The organism is Acidovorax sp. sif1233 (assembly GCF_019218755.1).
In the GTDB taxonomy this organism is placed as follows: Bacteria; Pseudomonadota; Gammaproteobacteria; order Burkholderiales; family Burkholderiaceae_C; genus Acidovorax.
Map to the genome: position 1 here is coordinate 483,897 of NZ_JAHUWZ010000003.1, position 16,940 is coordinate 500,836.

The 16,940-nt window shown below is 65.6% G+C and carries 20 protein-coding genes; 5 read left to right on the forward strand and 15 right to left on the reverse strand.

Features of this window, described 5'->3' with window-relative positions; genetic code table 11:
• Nucleotides 1–101: 101 nt before the first annotated feature.
• Nucleotides 102–680, reverse strand: a complete 579-nt coding sequence (orn, locus tag KW843_RS13880; RefSeq protein ID WP_218295708.1) for an oligoribonuclease — start codon at nt 678–680, stop codon at nt 102–104.
• Nucleotides 681–758: 78 nt separating this feature from the next.
• Between orn and KW843_RS13885 the strand changes: the two genes are divergently transcribed.
• The 3 genes from KW843_RS13885 to rsgA are packed head-to-tail and all read left to right on the forward strand — an operon-like array spanning nt 759 to nt 3,384.
• Nucleotides 759–2,069 (forward strand): M48 family metallopeptidase, encoded by a 1,311-nt coding sequence (locus KW843_RS13885; RefSeq protein WP_218295709.1) that lies wholly within the window; start codon nt 759–761, stop codon nt 2,067–2,069.
• Nucleotides 2,066–2,401, forward strand: coding sequence for a 4a-hydroxytetrahydrobiopterin dehydratase (locus KW843_RS13890; RefSeq protein WP_218295710.1), 336 nt, complete (start codon nt 2,066–2,068; stop codon nt 2,399–2,401). The genes KW843_RS13885 and KW843_RS13890 overlap by 4 nt, the downstream gene beginning before the upstream one ends.
• A 38-nt stretch (nt 2,402–2,439) precedes the next feature.
• On the forward strand, nt 2,440–3,384 hold the full coding sequence (gene rsgA / locus KW843_RS13895; protein ID WP_218295711.1) for a ribosome small subunit-dependent GTPase A: 945 nt from the start codon (nt 2,440–2,442) through the stop codon (nt 3,382–3,384).
• A 202-nt stretch (nt 3,385–3,586) separates the two neighbouring features.
• Here the strand turns inward: rsgA and KW843_RS13900 are convergent, their stop codons facing one another.
• The 6 genes from KW843_RS13900 to rpsP all read right to left on the reverse strand — a co-directional run bounded on the left by KW843_RS13900 (nt 3,587) and on the right by rpsP (nt 7,753).
• On the reverse strand, nt 3,587–4,573 hold the full coding sequence (locus tag KW843_RS13900; RefSeq protein ID WP_218295712.1) for a CobD/CbiB family protein: 987 nt from the start codon (nt 4,571–4,573) through the stop codon (nt 3,587–3,589).
• Nucleotides 4,574–4,754: 181 nt separating this feature from the next.
• Nucleotides 4,755–5,477, reverse strand: a complete 723-nt coding sequence (locus tag KW843_RS13905) for a CoA pyrophosphatase (protein WP_218295713.1) — start codon at nt 5,475–5,477, stop codon at nt 4,755–4,757.
• Nucleotides 5,478–5,558: 81 nt separating this feature from the next.
• Nucleotides 5,559–5,942: a 50S ribosomal protein L19 gene (gene rplS, locus KW843_RS13910; RefSeq protein ID WP_218295714.1), complete on the reverse strand. Its 384-nt coding sequence runs from the start codon at nt 5,940–5,942 to the stop codon at nt 5,559–5,561.
• Between the two features lie 128 nt (nt 5,943–6,070).
• A complete protein-coding gene (gene trmD, locus KW843_RS13915; protein WP_218295715.1) occupies nt 6,071–6,829 on the reverse strand; it encodes a tRNA (guanosine(37)-N1)-methyltransferase TrmD in 759 nt (252 codons plus the stop codon).
• Nucleotides 6,830–6,857: 28 nt separating this feature from the next.
• Nucleotides 6,858–7,427, reverse strand: a complete 570-nt coding sequence (rimM, locus tag KW843_RS13920) for a ribosome maturation factor RimM (protein WP_218295716.1) — start codon at nt 7,425–7,427, stop codon at nt 6,858–6,860.
• Between the two features lie 74 nt (nt 7,428–7,501).
• Nucleotides 7,502–7,753 carry a 30S ribosomal protein S16 gene (gene rpsP, locus KW843_RS13925; RefSeq protein WP_008904984.1) on the reverse strand — a complete coding sequence of 84 codons (252 nt, stop codon included), beginning with the start codon at nt 7,751–7,753 and terminating at the stop codon, nt 7,502–7,504.
• A gap of 146 nt (nt 7,754–7,899) precedes the next feature.
• On the opposite strand from rpsP, the gene KW843_RS13930 reads away from it, so the two are divergent.
• Nucleotides 7,900–8,421 carry a GNAT family N-acetyltransferase gene (locus KW843_RS13930; protein WP_218295717.1) on the forward strand — a complete coding sequence of 174 codons (522 nt, stop codon included), beginning with the start codon at nt 7,900–7,902 and terminating at the stop codon, nt 8,419–8,421.
• 90 nt (nt 8,422–8,511) lie between these two features.
• Nucleotides 8,512–8,958, forward strand: a complete 447-nt coding sequence (locus KW843_RS13935; protein WP_218295718.1) for a hypothetical protein — start codon at nt 8,512–8,514, stop codon at nt 8,956–8,958.
• Between the two features lie 114 nt (nt 8,959–9,072).
• Here KW843_RS13935 and KW843_RS13940 read toward each other — a convergent pair whose 3' ends face one another.
• From KW843_RS13940 to KW843_RS13975, 8 genes are all read right to left on the reverse strand, one after another.
• Nucleotides 9,073–10,083 carry an inorganic phosphate transporter gene (locus tag KW843_RS13940; RefSeq protein WP_218295719.1) on the reverse strand — a complete coding sequence of 337 codons (1,011 nt, stop codon included), beginning with the start codon at nt 10,081–10,083 and terminating at the stop codon, nt 9,073–9,075.
• A gap of 19 nt (nt 10,084–10,102) precedes the next feature.
• Complete coding sequence (locus KW843_RS13945; RefSeq protein ID WP_010463500.1) at nt 10,103–10,750, reverse strand: DUF47 domain-containing protein; 648 nt, start codon at nt 10,748–10,750, stop codon at nt 10,103–10,105.
• 116 nt (nt 10,751–10,866) lie between these two features.
• Nucleotides 10,867–11,229: a DMT family protein gene (locus KW843_RS13950; RefSeq protein ID WP_218295720.1), complete on the reverse strand. Its 363-nt coding sequence runs from the start codon at nt 11,227–11,229 to the stop codon at nt 10,867–10,869.
• Nucleotides 11,230–11,453: 224 nt separating this feature from the next.
• Entirely contained in the window at nt 11,454–12,182 is a 729-nt protein-coding gene (locus KW843_RS13955; RefSeq protein ID WP_218295721.1) for an ABC transporter ATP-binding protein, read from the reverse strand.
• A 2-nt stretch (nt 12,183–12,184) separates the two neighbouring features.
• Nucleotides 12,185–12,967 carry an ABC transporter ATP-binding protein gene (locus tag KW843_RS13960; protein WP_218295722.1) on the reverse strand — a complete coding sequence of 261 codons (783 nt, stop codon included), beginning with the start codon at nt 12,965–12,967 and terminating at the stop codon, nt 12,185–12,187.
• A gap of 25 nt (nt 12,968–12,992) precedes the next feature.
• Nucleotides 12,993–14,069: an ABC transporter ATP-binding protein gene (locus KW843_RS13965; RefSeq protein WP_218295723.1), complete on the reverse strand. Its 1,077-nt coding sequence runs from the start codon at nt 14,067–14,069 to the stop codon at nt 12,993–12,995.
• A gap of 13 nt (nt 14,070–14,082) precedes the next feature.
• Nucleotides 14,083–15,012 (reverse strand): branched-chain amino acid ABC transporter permease, encoded by a 930-nt coding sequence (locus KW843_RS13970; protein WP_218295724.1) that lies wholly within the window; start codon nt 15,010–15,012, stop codon nt 14,083–14,085.
• 314 nt (nt 15,013–15,326) lie between these two features.
• Entirely contained in the window at nt 15,327–16,670 is a 1,344-nt protein-coding gene (locus KW843_RS13975; protein WP_218295725.1) for a replication-associated recombination protein A, read from the reverse strand.
• Nucleotides 16,671–16,940 lie beyond the last annotated feature (270 nt).

The window sequence follows — 16,940 nt, forward strand, 5'->3', positions numbered from 1 at the left end:
AGCCCCTTCACCTTGCAGCACGCTTCATGCCTCAGCGCGGCCACGGTCTCGAAGGGATCGCAAGCCGGTCTCGCACAGGTGCAGCCCGGCCGCGCAGCAGATCACACCGACAGCAGATGCCTGCGGTAGTGCGCCAACTCGTCGATGGACTCATGCACGTCGGCCAGGGCCGTGTGCTTCTGGGCCTTCTTGAAGCTCGTGTAGGCCTCGGGTTTCCAGCGCTTGGCCAGCTCCTTGAGGGTGCTCACGTCCACATTGCGGTAGTGAAAGAACCGCTCCAGCTTGGGCATGTAGCGCACCAGAAAGCGCCGGTCCTGCCCGATGCTGTTGCCGCACATGGGTGCCGTGCCCTTGGGAACATACTGGCTCAGGAAGGCAATGATCTGCTGCTCGGCCTGCGCTTCGGTCACGCTGGAGGCCTTGACCTTGTCGATCAGGCCGCTGCGGCCATGGGTGCCCTTGTTCCAGGCATCCATCTTGTTGAGGAGTTCGTCAGGCTGGTGGATCGCAAACACCGGGCCTTCGATGCGCGGCTCCAGGCTGGGGCCGGTCACGATGACGGCGATTTCGAGCAGACGGTCGGTATCGGGCTCCAGGCCGGTCATTTCGCAGTCGAGCCAGACGAGGTTCTGGTCGGACTTGGCAAGCGCGTGGGGAGTGGGATGGTTGGCTTCTGGCATGGCGCGCATTGTCGCCGATGGCCCGCAGCCCTTGAACCACAGTCCCAGGGGCTTCCCCATTAAACTCCCCCCACCACCATGCCCACCTCCTCCGACGCCCTCTCTCCTTCCTCGGTGCTGACGTTCGCCTTCGCGGCGGCACTCCTGCTGGGCCTGGCCCTCAAGCTCTGGCTGGCCACGCGCCAGATGCGGCACGTGGCCCGCCACCGTGGCGCGGTGCCGGCGCCGTTTGCCGAGCGCATTGCGCTGGCAGCCCACCAGAAGGCCGCCGACTACACCATCGCCAAGGGGCGCCTGGGCCTGCTGGAGATGGCGCTGGGCGCCGCCGTGCTGCTGGGATGGACGCTGCTGGGCGGCCTGGACGCCCTGAATCAGCTCCTGCTGGACGCACTCGGAGGCGGCATGTGGCAGCAGTTGGCGCTGCTGGCGGCGTTTGCGGCGATCAGCGGGCTGATCGACCTGCCCCTGTCGCTGTACCAGACCTTCGTGGTGGAGGAGCGCTTCGGTTTCAACAAGATGACCTGGCGCCTGTGGCTTGCAGATGCCGCCAAGGGCTTGCTGGTCGGTGCGGCCATCGGCCTTCCGATCGCCGCGCTGATCCTGTGGATCATGGGCGCTGCCGGCCCGCTGTGGTGGCTGTGGGCCTGGTGCTTCTGGATGGGGTTCAACCTGCTACTGATGGTGGTCTACCCCACCTTCATCGCACCGCTGTTCAACAAATTCCAGCCGCTCGAGGACGAATCCCTCAAGGCCCGCGTGACGGCCCTCATGCAGCGCTGCGGCTTCTCGGCCAAGGGGCTGTTCGTGATGGACGGCAGCCGCCGCAGCGCCCACGCCAACGCCTACTTCACGGGCTTTGGAGCCGCCAAGCGCGTGGTGTTCTACGACACGCTGCTGCGCCAGCTGTCGCCGGGCGAGGTGGAGGCGGTGCTGGCCCATGAGCTCGGGCACTTCCGGCATCGCCACATCATCCAGCGCATCGTGGCCATGTTCGCGCTGAGCCTGGCCGGATTCGCGTTGCTCGGCTGGCTCTCCACCCAGGTTTGGTTCTACACAGGCCTGGGAGTGCGCCCCAACATCTCCTTCGACCCGGCAATGGCCGCCGCGCCGAACGACGCGCTGGCGTTGCTGCTGTTCATGCTGGTGGTGCCGGTGTTCACATTCTTCATCTCGCCCGTGTTCTCCCGGCAATCGCGCCGCCACGAGTTCCAGGCCGATGCCTATGCCGTTGCCCAGGCCAGTGGCGCCGACCTCTCTTCGGCCCTGCTCAAGCTCTACGAAGACAATGCCTCCACGCTCACCCCCGACCCGGTGTACGTGAAGTTCTACTACTCGCACCCACCCGCCACCGAGCGGCTGGCGCGCATGCACACCCCCGCCCACCCATGACGACTATGCTGAAGAAAAAAGACTGGTCCACGCAGACCCGCCGTGCGCTGACAGCTACTGAAGTTGTAGCAAACCTGGCCAAACTCGAAGGCTGGAGCCTGACCGGAGATGGCGCCGACGTGGCCATCGAGAAGACCTACCGGTTCGCGAACTACTACGAAACCATCTCGTTCGTGAATGCACTGGCCTTCATCGCCAACGCGCAGGACCACCACCCCGACCTGTCGGTGCACTACAACCGCTGCGTGGTGCGGCTGAACACGCACGACGTGCACGGCATCTCGTCCACCGATTTCGAATGCGCGACCCAGTTCGATGCCCTGGTGGCGTGACCCCATGACGCCGCGCACCACCACCAACACAACATCCCATGGCTGAACGCAGCGCGCTCATGGAAGGCACCGTGGTGGCCAGCCATGGCCGCCACTGCATGGTGGAGACGCCCGACGGCGAACGCCGCATCTGCCATCCGCGCGGCAAGAAGAGCCAGGCCGTGGTGGGTGACCATGTGCTGTGGCAGGCCCCCCCGCCTGGCCAGGGCGAAGAGGGCACCATCGAAAAGGTCCAGGAGCGGCGCAACCTCTTTTACCGCCAGGACGAGATCCGCACCAAATCGTTTGCGGCCAACCTCGACCAGGTGCTGATCCTCATCGCGGCGGAACCCGTGTTCTCGGAAAGCCAGCTCTCCCGCGCGCTGATCGCCGCCGAGGCCGAAGGCATCACGCCCCTCATCGCGCTCAACAAGAGCGACCTGGTGGAACCCTTCGCCCGGGCCTGGGAGCGCCTGCTCCCCTACCGCCACATGGGCTCTGGCAAGCACTACGGCGTGCTGCCGCTGTCCCTGGCGCTATCGAGCGATGTGGACCGCGCGCTGCTGATGGAGCACCTGCAGGGCAAGACCACGCTGGTGCTGGGGCCCTCGGGCTCGGGCAAGAGCACCCTCATCAACCTGCTGGTGCCGGGCGCCTCGGTGCTGACCGGCGAAATTTCGCAGGCCCTCAACTCAGGCAAGCACACCACCACCAGCACCCACTGGTACTGGATGGACAAGGCCCGCACCACGGCCCTCATCGATTCGCCGGGTTTCCAGGAATTCGGGCTGCACCACATCGCCCCGATGCAGCTGGCCGCCTGCATGCCCGACATCGCCCAACACGCGACCCACTGCAAGTTCTACAACTGCACCCACCTGCACGAGCCGGGCTGCGGCGTGCTGGACGCAGTGAAACTGGGCCCTTCCGCAGGCGGGATCAGCCCTACACGCTACAAAATATATAGCGATTTATTCGAAGAGCTGAGCCATACGCGGTATTGACCGGTGTTGATCAGTGCTGATCAGTATCGATGCATGCGCAGCGCCGACGGCCGGGTCGGAGCCGGAGATACGAGGGCATCGACGCGAACCGCCCTCCGCATGGCATGTACCACGCCAGCGCACCCGTGGAACTGGCTTTGCATGGCCACCGGGTGCGCCCCCTCCGGGGGAAGGCGCCGAAGGCTACTAGGGGGATTTCCAGCTACCCCAGCAAACGCGCCAGCGTGAGCAGCGCCAGCAGCAGCATCCACACCACCACCGAGCGCCACACCAGCCCCACCACGCTGCGCAGGTGGCCCACCTCGGGCTCCCGGCCCGGCGTGGAATCGCTGTCGCCCATGTCGGCGTCGATCTCCAGGCCCTGCGGCGCATGCAACTCGGTGCGCGCCTTCAGCGCCTCGCCCCCCAGGCGCACATTGATCGCGCCCGCGGTCGCCGCCAGCACCACGCCGTCGTTGTCATTGGGAAAACGCTGCGCATGGAATCGCCAGCCCTCGATGGCTTCCTCAAAGCTGCCCACCACGGCAAAGCTCAGCGCGGTGAGCCGGGCCGGAAGCCAGTCGATGGCCGTCCACGCCTGGGCAGAAGCCTGCTGCAGCGAGGCACTGGCGGGCTGGGCGCCCGTGCGCTGCTTGTAGTGCCAGTAGCGCGATACGAATTCGGCCAGCCGGTACAGCACGGCACCCGTGGGCCCCAGGCCCAGCGCGGCCAGCACCGAGAACCAGGCCAGCACCCCGAACACATGCCGGTGGGCCGCCAGCACCGAGTACTCGATCACGTGGCGCACGATCTCGCTGCGTGGAAGCGCACCCACGTCCACCTGCTGCCAGTGGGCCAGGCGCTCCCGGGCGCCATCTTCATCGCCCTCTTCCAGCGCATCGCGGATGCCAGTGAAATGGTGGCTGAACTGCCGAAAGCCCAGGGTGATGTAGAGCACCGCCACGCTCCAGAGCACCGCGAAGGGCCAGCCCAGGCCCCACAGCAACAGCCAGTGGATGGCCAGCGTGAGGAGCGCGGGCACGACGACTGCGAGGCCCCAGGCCACCCAGCCATGGTGCGGCTTGCCCGCATCGAAATTGCGGCTGACGGACAAGGCCCACGCACGCAGACCTGCATGGATGGGATTGCTGCGTGCCAGCGGGCGGGCCTGCTCGATCAGCAGAGCGAACAGGATGGCGAAGAAACTCATGGAGGGCAATGATACTGGCGCCAAGCCGCAGGAGCGCGTGTTTGCGCCGAACCTCAGCGATACATCCACCATGAACAGCGCGACACACCCGCAGCCCGCGGAACTGGCGCGGCCCAGGCCAGCCCTCCCGCGCAAGGTCCGCCCCGCCGCGCCGGGGACAGCCCCCCGGGCCGGGGAGGCCTCACTCGGCCATCATGAAGCGGTAGAAGTTGCGCAGCATGCCCGCCGTGGCACCCCAGATGTAGTGGTTCTTGCCACCATCCTGGTAGGGCATCGAGAACCACTCGCGGTGCACGCCATCGCGGTCGAACACATGGCGCCGGTGGTTGGCGGGGTTCAGCAGGAAATCCAGCGGCACCTCGAAGAGGTCCGCCACCTCGTAGGGATTGGGCTGCAGGACACAGTCGGGCCGCACCAGCGCCACCACGGGGGTGATGATGAAGGACGACCCCGTGACATAGGTCGGCAGGGTTCCGAGCACTTCCACGAACTCGCGGCCGAGCCCCACCTCTTCCTGCGCTTCGCGCAAGGCCGTGTCGGCGGGGGAAGCATCGCCAGCGTCTGCCCGCCCTCCTGGAAAGGCCACCTGCCCCGAATGTGTGGACAGATGGGCCGTGCGCTCGGTCAGCAGCACCATGGGCTCTTCGCGCAGCACGATGGCAAGCAGGACCGACGCGTGGGCCGGCTCGCGGTTCATGAACTTCTTCTCCAGCAGCACCTCGGGCTCCCAGCGGGGCGGGTGCGCGAAGCGCGCGCGCAGCGCCTGCGGCGTCTGCGCGGCCGCCGGCACCGCGGGCAGGTGCGCATCCACCCCCACCACCGGCACGAGGCGGGGGTCGAAGTCGGGCAGGCTCGACAGCGGCGCAATGACCGACGAAACGGCAGGGATGGAAGATGGGTTCACGAAAGGGGGTTCAACGGACCAGAAAACAAAAAGCCGCTACAGGCAGATGCTGTAGCGGCTTTGTCAGGACGAGCCCGCGCCTTATGCGGCGGTGGCTGCAACCTTGACGCGCGAAGGCAGCTTTTCCTTGATACGTGCCGACTTGCCGCTGCGGTCACGCAGGTAGTACAGCTTGGCACGGCGCACGTCGCCACGGCGCTTGACTTCGATGCTGGCGATCAGCGGGCTGTAGGTCTGGAACGTACGTTCCACGCCTTCGCCGCTGGAGATCTTGCGCACGGTGAAGCCGCTGTTCAGGCCGCGATTGCGCTTGGCGATCACCACGCCTTCGTAGGCCTGCACGCGCTTGCGGGTACCTTCCACCACGTTCACGCTCACGATGACGGTGTCACCAGGGGCGAATTCGGGGATGGTCTTGTTCAAGCGGGCGATTTCTTCCGCTTCCAGGGTCTGGATCAGGTTCATGTGAGTTTCCTAGCGATCTTGTCCGCGCCAAAAATGGCTGCGTCGGGATTGACGTCTCAGTGTTTCGCGGGAGAACTCCCTGTCAAAACGGCCGGCCAGAGGATCGAAAAGCCTTTGATTATAGCAATTCAGGCGAGCTTGGCCAATACCGCCTCGTCAGCGGGCGCCAGCCGCCCCGCCTTTCGCGCGGCGTCGATGAGGTCGGGCCGGTGCCGGGCCGTGATGGCCAGGCGCTGGTCGCGCCGCCAGCGCTCGATGTGCGCGTGGTGGCCGGACATCAGCGCGGCCGGCACCTGCTGCCCTGCCCATTCCTCGGGGCGCGTGTAGTGGGGGCAGTCCAGCAGGCCATCGAGCGCTGGATTGAAGCTGTCGAGCTGGTGGCTACCCTCGTCATTGAGCACGCCGGGCTGCAGGCGCGCCACGGCGTCCAGCAAGGCCATGGCTGCGATTTCGCCTCCTGACAGCACGAAGTCGCCCAGGCTCATCTGCACATCGACATGGGCGTCGATGAATCGCTGGTCGATGCCCTCGTAGCGCCCGCACAGCAGGATGGCCCCCGCGCTGGCCGACCAGCGCTCCACGGCCGCATGGTTGAGCGACTCGCCAATGGGCGAAAAAAGGACCAGCGGCGCCTGGCTGCCCTGGAGCTCGCCGCGCTCGGCCCGGATGGCCGAGAGGCACCGCGCGAGGGGCTCCGCCATCATCACCATGCCCGGGCCGCCGCCAAAGGGGCGGTCGTCCACACGGCGGTAGTTGCCGTCGGCATGGTCCCGCGGGTTCCACAGGCGCACATCGACCTGGCCGCTGGCGTAGGCGCGCCGGGTCACGCCGCCGGCCAGGAAGGGCGCGAACAGCTCGGGAAACAGGGTGATGAGGTCAAAGCGCATGGTGCGCGGCGCGGTCCGTCAAGGCCGATCAGTAGTCAGGCTGCCAGTCCACCGTGATGCGCTTTTCCGGCAGGTCCACCTTGTCGACGAAGGCCGAGACAAAGGGAATCATGCGCTCCAGCGCCTTGCCGTCCTGCTCGTAGGCCAGCACCAGCACCGTCTGCGGACCGGTGGACATGAGCTCCCGCACCTCGCCGAGCGCCACGCCTTCGCGGTTGAGGACCGCAAGGCCGATCAGGTCGACCCAGTAGTACTCGTCGTCCGTGGTGGACGGAAAGCTCGATCGCGGCACGAAGATGCGCGCGCCGCGCAAGGCCTCCGCGGCATTGCGGTCGTCAATGCCCTGCGCCCAGGCCACCACGGTGTCGGAATGGTCCTTGGCCTGCCGGATGGGCAGCAGCACGGTCCCGGTGAACGTCCTGGCCCCGCGCTCGGACGGCTGCAGGTACCAGCGCTTGGAGGAAAACAGTGCCTCGGGGCTGCTGCTGTGGGGCAGCACCTTGAACCAGCCCTTGACCCCCCAGGCGTCGGCGATGCGGCCCACTTCGATGGCATCGGGGGGCAGCTCGGCGGGTTCGAGGGTCAGGGTGGCGGCCATGGTGGTGATTCCAGAATAGGAAAAGGGCGGGTTCCGCGCGGCAAGCCGACGGAACCCGCCCTTTTCAGGGAGCTTTAAGCAGCCTTCTTGGCGGCTTGCTTGATCAGGCGGTCCACGGTAGGCGAGGACTGGGCGCCCACGCTCTTCCAGTACGTCAGACGGTCTTGCACGATGCGCAGGCCTTCTTCGGATTCCTTGGCGGTGGGGTTGTAGAAGCCGATGCGCTCGATGAAGCGGCCGTCACGGCGCACGCGCTTGTCAGCAACGACGATATTGAAGAAAGGACGGCCCTTGGAGCCGCCGCGGGAGAGTCGAATGACGACCATGATTTATCCTTCGGGTGGTGAACTCCGGCAACATTTGCCTTGAGCCACAGTGTTCGCAACCATATTCGCAACGCTTGAGACACGCGACATGGCCACCCGGCCAGCGACACGCTGCAAAGCCCACGATTATATCCACTTCCCCGCAAATGCCTACCATCCGCCCCAGCCGCGACGAAGATATCGCGGCCATCACCGCCATTTATGCCCACCACGTCCTGACCGGAACAGGCACTTTCGAGATCGATCCGCCCACCGAAACCGACATGGCGAGCCGCCGGGCCGACGTGCTGGCGCGCAATCTGCCGTACATCGTGGCCGAAAAGGACGGGCGGGTGACGGGCTTTGCCTACGCCAACTGGTTCAAGCCACGCCCGGCCTACCGCTTTTCGGCCGAGGACTCGATCTACGTGGCCGACGACGCCCGCGGCACGGGCGTGGGCCGCAAGCTGCTCGCCGAGCTGGCCGTCCAGGCCGAGGCGGCCGGGGTGCGCAAGTTGCTGGCGGTGATTGGCGATTCGGCCAACCTGGGCTCGATCGGCGTGCACCGGTCGCTGGGGTTCACCGACGTGGGCGTCATGCGCTCGGTGGGCTGGAAATTCGGCGCCTGGCGCGACATCGTGCTCATGGAAAAGACCCTGGGCGCGGGCGATACCAGTTCGCCTGAATAATCGGGGCATGGAACATACCCCCCACGCTCTCCCGCTTCGTGTGACCACGGCCCCCGAGGCAGCCGCATTTTTTCCCGGGACGGCCCGGCGATGAAGAACAAGACCCTGGCCGCCTGGCTGGCCTTCCTCGGCGGCCCTCTGGGCCTGCACCGCTTTTATCTTCACGGCCTGGGCGACCTGCTCGGCTGGCTGCTGCCGATTCCCACGGCGCTGGGCATCTACGGCATCCAGCGCGTGCAGCAGCTCGGCCAGGACGACCACTACAGCTGGATGCTGATTCCCCTGCTGGGCTTCACGATCGCCGGCTGCGCATTGCAGGCCATCCTGTTCGCGCTGAAAACACCCGAGGCGTGGAACGCGCGCTACAACCCAGCCGCCGCACCCGACGCCCCGGCCGGCAGGACGCAATGGATCACCATCGGCGCCATCGTGGTCTCGCTAATGGTCGGCACCGCCGTGCTGATGGCCAGCCTCGCGTTCAGCTTTCAACGGTATTTCGAGTACCAGATCGAGGAAGCCCGCAAGATCTCGCAGTGATCCCGCTGGCACCAGGACAAACGCCCCATTGAATTTGCATTCAATTGGGGCGTTAGCGCTTATCTGAATTGCCTTGTTAGCTACATATCTAATAGCAAATCAAGGATTCCAGGCTCAGAACATCTGCAGGCTGATCCAGTACGCCACGGCCGCGACGAACGCGCTGGCCGGGATGGTCAGTATCCAGGCCCAGACGATGTTGCCCGCCACACCCCAGCGCACAGCGCTGGCGCGCTGGGTGGAGCCCACGCCGACAATCGCACCCGTGATGGTGTGCGTGGTCGAGACCGGGATGCCCAGCGTGGTCGCAAGAAACAGAGTCATCGCCCCACCCGTCTCCGCGCAGAAGCCGCCCACGGGCTTGAGCTTGGTGATCTTCTGGCCCATGGTCTTGACGATGCGCCAGCCGCCGAACATGGTGCCCAGGCCGATGGCCACATAGCAGCTCACGATGGCCCAGGTCGGTGGTGATGCGTCGGACGCCGAAGAATACCCCGTCGCAATCAGCAGCAGCCAGATGATGCCGATGGTCTTTTGCGCATCGTTGCCGCCGTGGCCCAGGCTGTAAGCGCCCGCAGACACCAGCTGCAGCCGGCGGAACCATTTGTCCACCTTGCTCGGCCGCGTTCGCCGGAAGATCCAGGCCACCGCCACCATCATGATCGAGCCCAGGGTGAAGCCCAGCAGCGGCGAGACGAAGATGAACGCCACGGTCTTGAGGATGCCGGCGGAGATCAGCGCACTGGCGCCCGCCTTGGCGATCACCGCGCCCACGATGCCGCCGATGAGCGCATGCGAGGAACTGCTGGGAATGCCGTAGTACCAGGTGATCACGTTCCAGGTGATGGCGCCCACCAGGGCGCCAAACACCACGTGCGTATCCACCACACCGGGCTGCACGATGCCCTTGCCCACCGTGGCGGCCACGCTCAGGTGAAAGACGAAGATCGCCACGAAGTTGAAGAATGCCGCGAACAGCACCGCCTGCGCGGGCTTGAGCACGCCGGTGGAGACCACCGTGGCAATGGAGTTGGCGGCGTCGTGGAACCCGTTCATGAAGTCGAACAGGATCGCCAGCGCCACGAGCAGGACCACAACCCAGAGGGCCGTTTGTACGGTTTCCATGCTGGTCAGCCCGCGGGGATCAGGAGTTCTCGAGGACGATGCCCTCGATGCAGTTGGCCACGTCCTCGCACTTGTCGGTGATCGTCTCGAGCAGCTCGTAGATCGCCTTGAGCTTGATCACCTCGCGCACATCGGGCTCCTCGCGAAAGAGCTTGCTCATGGCGCTGCGCATCACGCGGTCGGCGTCGGACTCGAGCTTGTCGATCTCCTCGCAGGTCTTGAGCGCGGCCTCGGCCACGGCCGGGTCGGCGATCTTGTCGAGCAGCTTGACGGCGTCGCGCAGGCGTTCACAGCACTTGAGGCTCAGGTCCGTGAGGCGCGTGATCTCCTCGGTCATGTGGCGCACGTCGTAGAGCGCCATCGTTTCGGCGGAATCCTGGATCAGGTCGGCCACATCGTCCATGGTGTTGATGAGCGTGTGGATCTGCTCACGGTCGATGGGGGTGATGAAGGTCTTGTGGATGGCCTTGTTCACCTCGTGCGTCACGCGGTCGGCGGCACGCTCGGCGTTGTCCACGTCCTGGTTGTACTTGTCGCGCAGGTGCGGGTCGTTGTAATTGGCCACCAGTTGCGAAAAAGCGCGGGCCGCTTCCACGATGCGGTCCGCATGCTGGTTGAACATTTCAAAAAAATTGCCTTCGCGTGGCAACAGCTTGGCAAACAGCATGGGGGCTCCTGGAGGGGGATCGGATTTCTGAAAAGAGGGACGGCGTCATGACAGAAACATGACTGTTCCGTGACCCGGTGAGTTTAACCGTCCGCCCCGCCGGGGCGCGGGCGGGCTCAGGCGCTTCGGAAGATGAAGTACACCGCACCCACCAGGCACAGGCCCGCCCACAGGTAGTCCCACTTCAGCGGCTGGCCCATGTAGAACACCGCGAACGGCACGAACACGGCCAGCGTGATCACCTCCTGCATGATCTTGAGCTGGCCCACGTTGAATTGCGTGAAGCCGATGCGGTTGGCCGGCACCTGCAGCAGGTACTCGAACAGGGCGATGCCCCAGCTCACCAGCGCGGCGGTGTACCAGGGCGACGTGGCCAGGTTCTTGAGGTGCCCGTACCAGGCAAAGGTCATGAAGACATTGCTGGCGACCAGGAGCAGGACGGTCTGGAGCGAGATCGGCAGGGATTGCAGGGCGTTCATGGCGGTGCAGCGCGGACGGAAGAAAGACGGCAAGGGGCCAGATTATGGACAAAACAAGCCCATGGCGCCTGACGCACCATCCTTTTTTGCTACGAAATAAATAGCAAATCAAGCACAGACGCCTTCCTGCCGGCGGCGGTTCGTGCCGCCATGAAAAAAGGCACTGCGGCTGGGCAGTGCCTTTTTTCCGGTGGCACCCACGGCGCCCATGCGCAGCAGCCGGGTTACTCGCCCAGGTAGGCCGCCCGCACCTTGGGGTCGCTCAGCAGTTCCTGGCCGGGGCCCGTCATCGTGATGAGGCCCGACTCCATCACGTAGCCGCGGTCGGCAATGGCCAGCGCGCGGCTCGCGTTCTGCTCCACCAGCAGGATGGTCACGCCCAGGGCGTACACATCGCGCACCACCTCGAAGATCTTGTCCACCATGATGGGCGACAGGCCCATGGAGGGCTCGTCCAGCAGCAGCACCTTGGGCTGGCTCATCAGCGCGCGGCCCATGGCCAGCATCTGCTGCTCGCCGCCCGACATGGTGCCGGCCAGCTGGTCCTTGCGCTCGCGCAGGCGCGGGAAGATGGTGAACATCTTCTCGATGTCGGCCAGGATGCCCGCCTTGTCCCTGCGCGTGTAGGCGCCCATCTGCAGGTTCTCGGTGATGGTCATGCGCGCGAACACGCCACGGCCCTCGGGCACCATCACCAGACCCTTCTTCACCAGGTCCCAGGCGCCCTTGCCCTTGATGCTTTCACCCAGGTACAGGATGTCGCCATCGTTCATGCCCAGGGTGCCGGTGATGGCTTTCATGGTGGTGGTCTTGCCGGCGCCGTTGGAGCCGATCAGCGAGACCAGCTCGCCTTCGCGCACTTCGAAGTCCACGCCCTTGACGGCCTGGATACCGCCGTAGGCCACTTTCAGGCCCTTGACCTGCAGCAGTACCTTGTTGGATTTTTCGGCCATTCTCAATGTCCTCCGGTGCCCAGATAGGCCTCAATCACTTTTTCGTTCTTCTGCACTTCGGCGGGGTTGCCTTCGGCGATCTGCTTGCCGTAGTCAAGCACCGTCACGCGGTCGCACAGGCCCATCACCAGCTTCACGTCGTGCTCGATGAGCAGGATGGTGCGGTTGTCGTTGCGGATGCGGTCGATCAGCTCGCGCAGCAGCACCTTCTCGGTGGCGTTCATGCCGGCGGCGGGCTCGTCCAGGGCGATCAGCTGCGGGTCGGTGGCCAGGGCGCGGGCGATTTCCAGGCGGCGCTGGTCACCGTAGCTCAGGGTGCGCGCCTTGTAGTCGGCGAACTTGCCGATGCCCACGTAGTCAAGCAGCTCCTGCGCGCGCTTGGCGATGGCGGCTTCTTCTTCCTTGAAGCCCTTGGTGCGCAGCACGGCGCCGAGCAACCCGGACTTGGTCCGGATGTGGCGGCCGACCATCACGTTCTCCAGTGCCGTCATCTCGGCGAACAGGCGAATGTTCTGGAAGGTGCGGGCGATGCCTGCCTTGGCCACTTCGTGCACGGCGGTGGGCTCGTAGGCCTTGCCGGCCAGCTCGAACGTGCCGCTGTCGGGGGTGTACAGGCCCGTGATCACATTGAAGAACGTGGTCTTGCCCGCTCCGTTGGGGCCGATCAGGCCATAGACCTGGCCGCGCTGGATGGTGATCCCGACGTCGGACAGGGCCTGCAGGCCGCCAAAGCGCTTGGAAATGCCGGCGACCTTCAGCACCACTTCATTGGATTTCTCTGTCATTGCTAACTTTCGGTGGTGTTCTGCTTCAGGTCTTCTGCGTCAGGCTCTTGCCGTGCTCAGGCGAGGGCCACAGGCCGCGGGGGCGAATCAGCATGATGACGATCATGGCCAGCGCGATCAGCAGCTGGCGCAGGATGGCGGAGTCCAGGCGGCCGTCCGTCATGGCCTGCAGCGGACCGGCGACGTAGCGCAGCACCTCGGGCAGGGCCGACAGCAGCACGGCCCCCAGGATCACGCCAGGGATGTGGCCGATGCCGCCCAGCACCACCATGGCGACGATCATGACCGACTCCATCAGGCTGAACGACTCGGGCGACACGAAGCCCTGGAACGCACCGAACATCGCACCCGACACGCCACCGAACGAAGCGCCCATGCCGAAGGCCAGCAGCTTCATGTTGCGGGTGTTGATGCCCATGGCCTTGGCGGCGATCTCGTCCTCGCGGATGGCCATCCAGGCGCGGCCGATGCGCGAATCCTGCAGGCGGTAGCAGATCACGATGGAGATCACCACCAGGATCAGGAACAGGTAGTAGTACAGCGTGACCGAGTTGATGTCGTAGCCGAACAGCTCCAGCCGCTTGCCCAGGTCCAGGCCAAAGACCTTGACCGAGTCGATCTGGCCCAGGCCCTTGGGGCCGTTGGTCAGGTTGACGGGGTGGTCCAGGTTGTTCAGGAAGATCCGGATGATTTCGCCGAAGCCCAGCGTGACGATGGCCAGGTAGTCACCCCGCAGCTTGAGCGTGGGGGCTCCCAACAGCGCCCCGAAGAACGCCGCGAGCAATGCCGCCAACGGTATGACCAGCCACAGCGAGGTGTGCAGGCCGGTGGGGAACATGGCGGCAAAGGCCGCAAAGTTGTCCGCGAGGTGCGGCGAAGCCATCAAGGCAAACAGGTAGGCGCCCACGGCGTAGAACGCCACGTAGCCCAGGTCCAGCAGGCCGGCGTAGCCCACCACGATGTTCAGGCCCAGGGCCAGCAGCACATACAGCAGGGCCAGGTCGGCGATGCGCACCCAGGCGTTGCCGAAGGATTGCAGGATCAGCGGCAGCACCAGCAGCGCGACGGCGCCGATGATCCAGTTGGTTTTGGTGTTCTTCATGGTCCTAGGCTCCTCAGGCGCGATCCGCCACACGCTCACCCAGCAGGCCCGAGGGGCGCAGCGTCAGGATGATGATGAGCACGATGAACGCAAAGATGTCGGTGTAGTGGCTGCCCAGCAGGCCGCCCGTGAGCGTGCCGATGTAGCCCGAGCCGATGGCTTCGATGAGGCCCAGCAGGATGCCGCCCACCACCGCGCCGGCCAGGTTGCCGATGCCGCCGAACACGGCTGCCGTGAAGGCCTTGAGGCCGGGCAGGAAGCCCATGGTGTGCTGCGCCGTGCCGTAGTTGGAGGCATACATGATGCCGGCCACGGCCGCCAGGATGGCGCCGATGATGAAGGTGGCGGAGATCACCATGTCGGGCTTGACGCCCATGAGCGAGGCCACGCGGGGGTTCTCGGCCGTGGCGCGCATGGCACGGCCCAGGTTGGTGTGGTTCACCAGGTACACGAGGGAAGCGAGGGCCACGGCCGTCACGCCCAGGATCAGGATCTGCGTGGGGGTGATGAAGGCGCCGCCGACCTGGAACGGCGTGCTGGGCAGCATCGTGGGATAGGGCTTGTAGTTGGGCTTCCAGATGATCATCGCCAGCGTCTGCAGCAGGATCGACATGCCGATGGCGGTGATCAGGGGTGCCAGGCGCGGACTGTTGCGCAGGGGCCGGTAGGCCACCTTCTCGATCACGAAATTGAGCGTCGCGGCGACCACGCAGGCAATGAGGGTCGCCAGCAGCAGGATCAGCCAGCCAGGCGCGCCCGGCATCGCGGCCTGCATCATTCCTATGCAGCTCCAACTGGTCAGAGCCCCGATCATCAGCACCTCGCCGTGGGCGAAATTGATCAGCTGAATAATGCCGTACACCATGGTGTAGCCCAAGGCTATCAAGGCGTACATGCTGCCGAGTACCAGACCGTTGATGATCTGTTGCAGCAAAATGTCCATAAGAGAAGTCCTTCGTTTGTAACGTACCCACCGCTTTGGCACCGGAATCGGTACAGCCTTGTGGGCCCGACTGCCATCTAGCAAAAAACCCGCCAGAAGTGCAGCTGTGCGGGTTTGTGGACGGGATTGTAGCGAGTAGTCACAAGCGGCCCCCGCCAAGCCGGGCGGGGTTTTCCCTCGGGTTGGGGCCACATCAGCGGGCAACGCAATCCATAAGCGCACATGATGCAAGCAGGAAAATTGATGTGCGAACTTATTACCCAATTCATGCCAAATCGGCATGAAGGGGGCGCGCCCCCGCCCCTGCCGGCCGATCAGGTGCCGCCGCCCTGCCCGTCCCCGGAATCGGCCGACGCATTGCGGTCCCGCAGTTCACGCAACTTCTGTGCGATCTTGATTTCGAGCCCGCGCTCCACCGGCGCGTAGAAACCGGGCTCCGGCATGCCTTCGGGCAGGTAGTTCTCGCCCGCCGCGAAGCCGCCCTCCTCGTCGTGCGCGTAGCGGTAGCCCTTGCCGTAGTCCAGCTGCTTCATGAGCTGGGTTGGTGCATTGCGCAGGTGCATGGGCACGGGGCGGGTCCCGTCCTTCTTCACCCAGGCGCGGGCCGCGTTGTAGGCCTTGTAGACCGCGTTCGACTTGGGCGCGACGGCCAGGTACACCACGCATTCGGCAAGGGCCAGTTCGCCCTCGGGGCTGCCCAGGCGCTCGTACACCTCGGTCGCATCCAGCGCCAGGCGCAGCGCGCGCGGGTCGGCCAGGCCGATGTCCTCGCTGGCCATGCGCACCAGGCGGCGGGCCATGTAGCGCGGATCGGCACCGCCGTCGAGCATGCGCACCAGCCAGTACAGCGCGGCGTCGGGGTCGGAGCCCCGCACGGACTTGTGCAGCGCGCTGATGGTGTCGTAGAACTGCTCGCCCCCCTTGTCATAGCGGCGCATGCGCTCGCCCAGCACCTTGAGCAGCCAGGCGTCGGTGATCTCGGGCAGCTTCTCCTGGGCCGCCGCCATCGCCAGGGTTTCGAGCGTATTGAGCAGGCGGCGGGCATCGCCGTCGGCGTAGGCCACCAGGCGCTCGATTGCTACATCTTCAATAGCTGGAAGCGCTTGCTCCGCCTGGGCCAGGGCCACAATCTGCTTCAAATCCTGCTCGGACAGCGGCTGCAGCACATAGACGGCGGCGCGCGACAGCAGCGCGGAGTTCACCTCGAACGAGGGGTTTTCGGTGGTCGCGCCGATGAAGGTGAACAGCCCGCTCTCCACATGCGGCAGGAAGGCATCCTGCTGGCTCTTGTTGAAGCGGTGCACCTCGTCGACGAAGACGATGGTGCGCTGCTGCATCAGCCCGTCGCGCGCTGCCTCGGCGCGTTCCACGGCCTCGCGGATGTCCTTGACCCCGCCCAGCACGGCGCTGATGCTGATGAACTGCGCATCGAACGCATCGGCCATCAGGCGCGCGATGGTGGTCTTGCCCACGCCGGGCGGCCCCCAGAGGATGCAGCTGTGCGGGCGGCCCGACTCGAACGCGAGCCGCAGCGGCATGCCCGGGCCCAGCACATGCTGCTGGCCGATCACCTCGCCCAGCGTGCGGGGCCGCAGGCGCTCGGCCAGGGGGCGGTGGAGCGCCTGCGAGGTTTCTGGGGGCGCGTTACGGGCGGCCATCTCAGTCCCCCGCGGCGCGGGCGCCAGAACGGGCGGCCGGGGCGCGCGGCCCGGTGGCGAGGGCATGCAGAGAGGGCACTTGGCGCGACAGGGCGCCAGGCACGCAAGGATCGGCTGGCTGCGCGGCCCGGGTGCGCAGGCGGAAAACGGTCTTCATGCCGCCATTCCAACACAACCGGCCGCCGCGCTCCGGCAAGGGCACCGTCAGGAACCAGGCCGCCGGCAGCACTCTTTCTTTCTTCGCCGCGCGCGCAAGGGGAGGCACGCCCA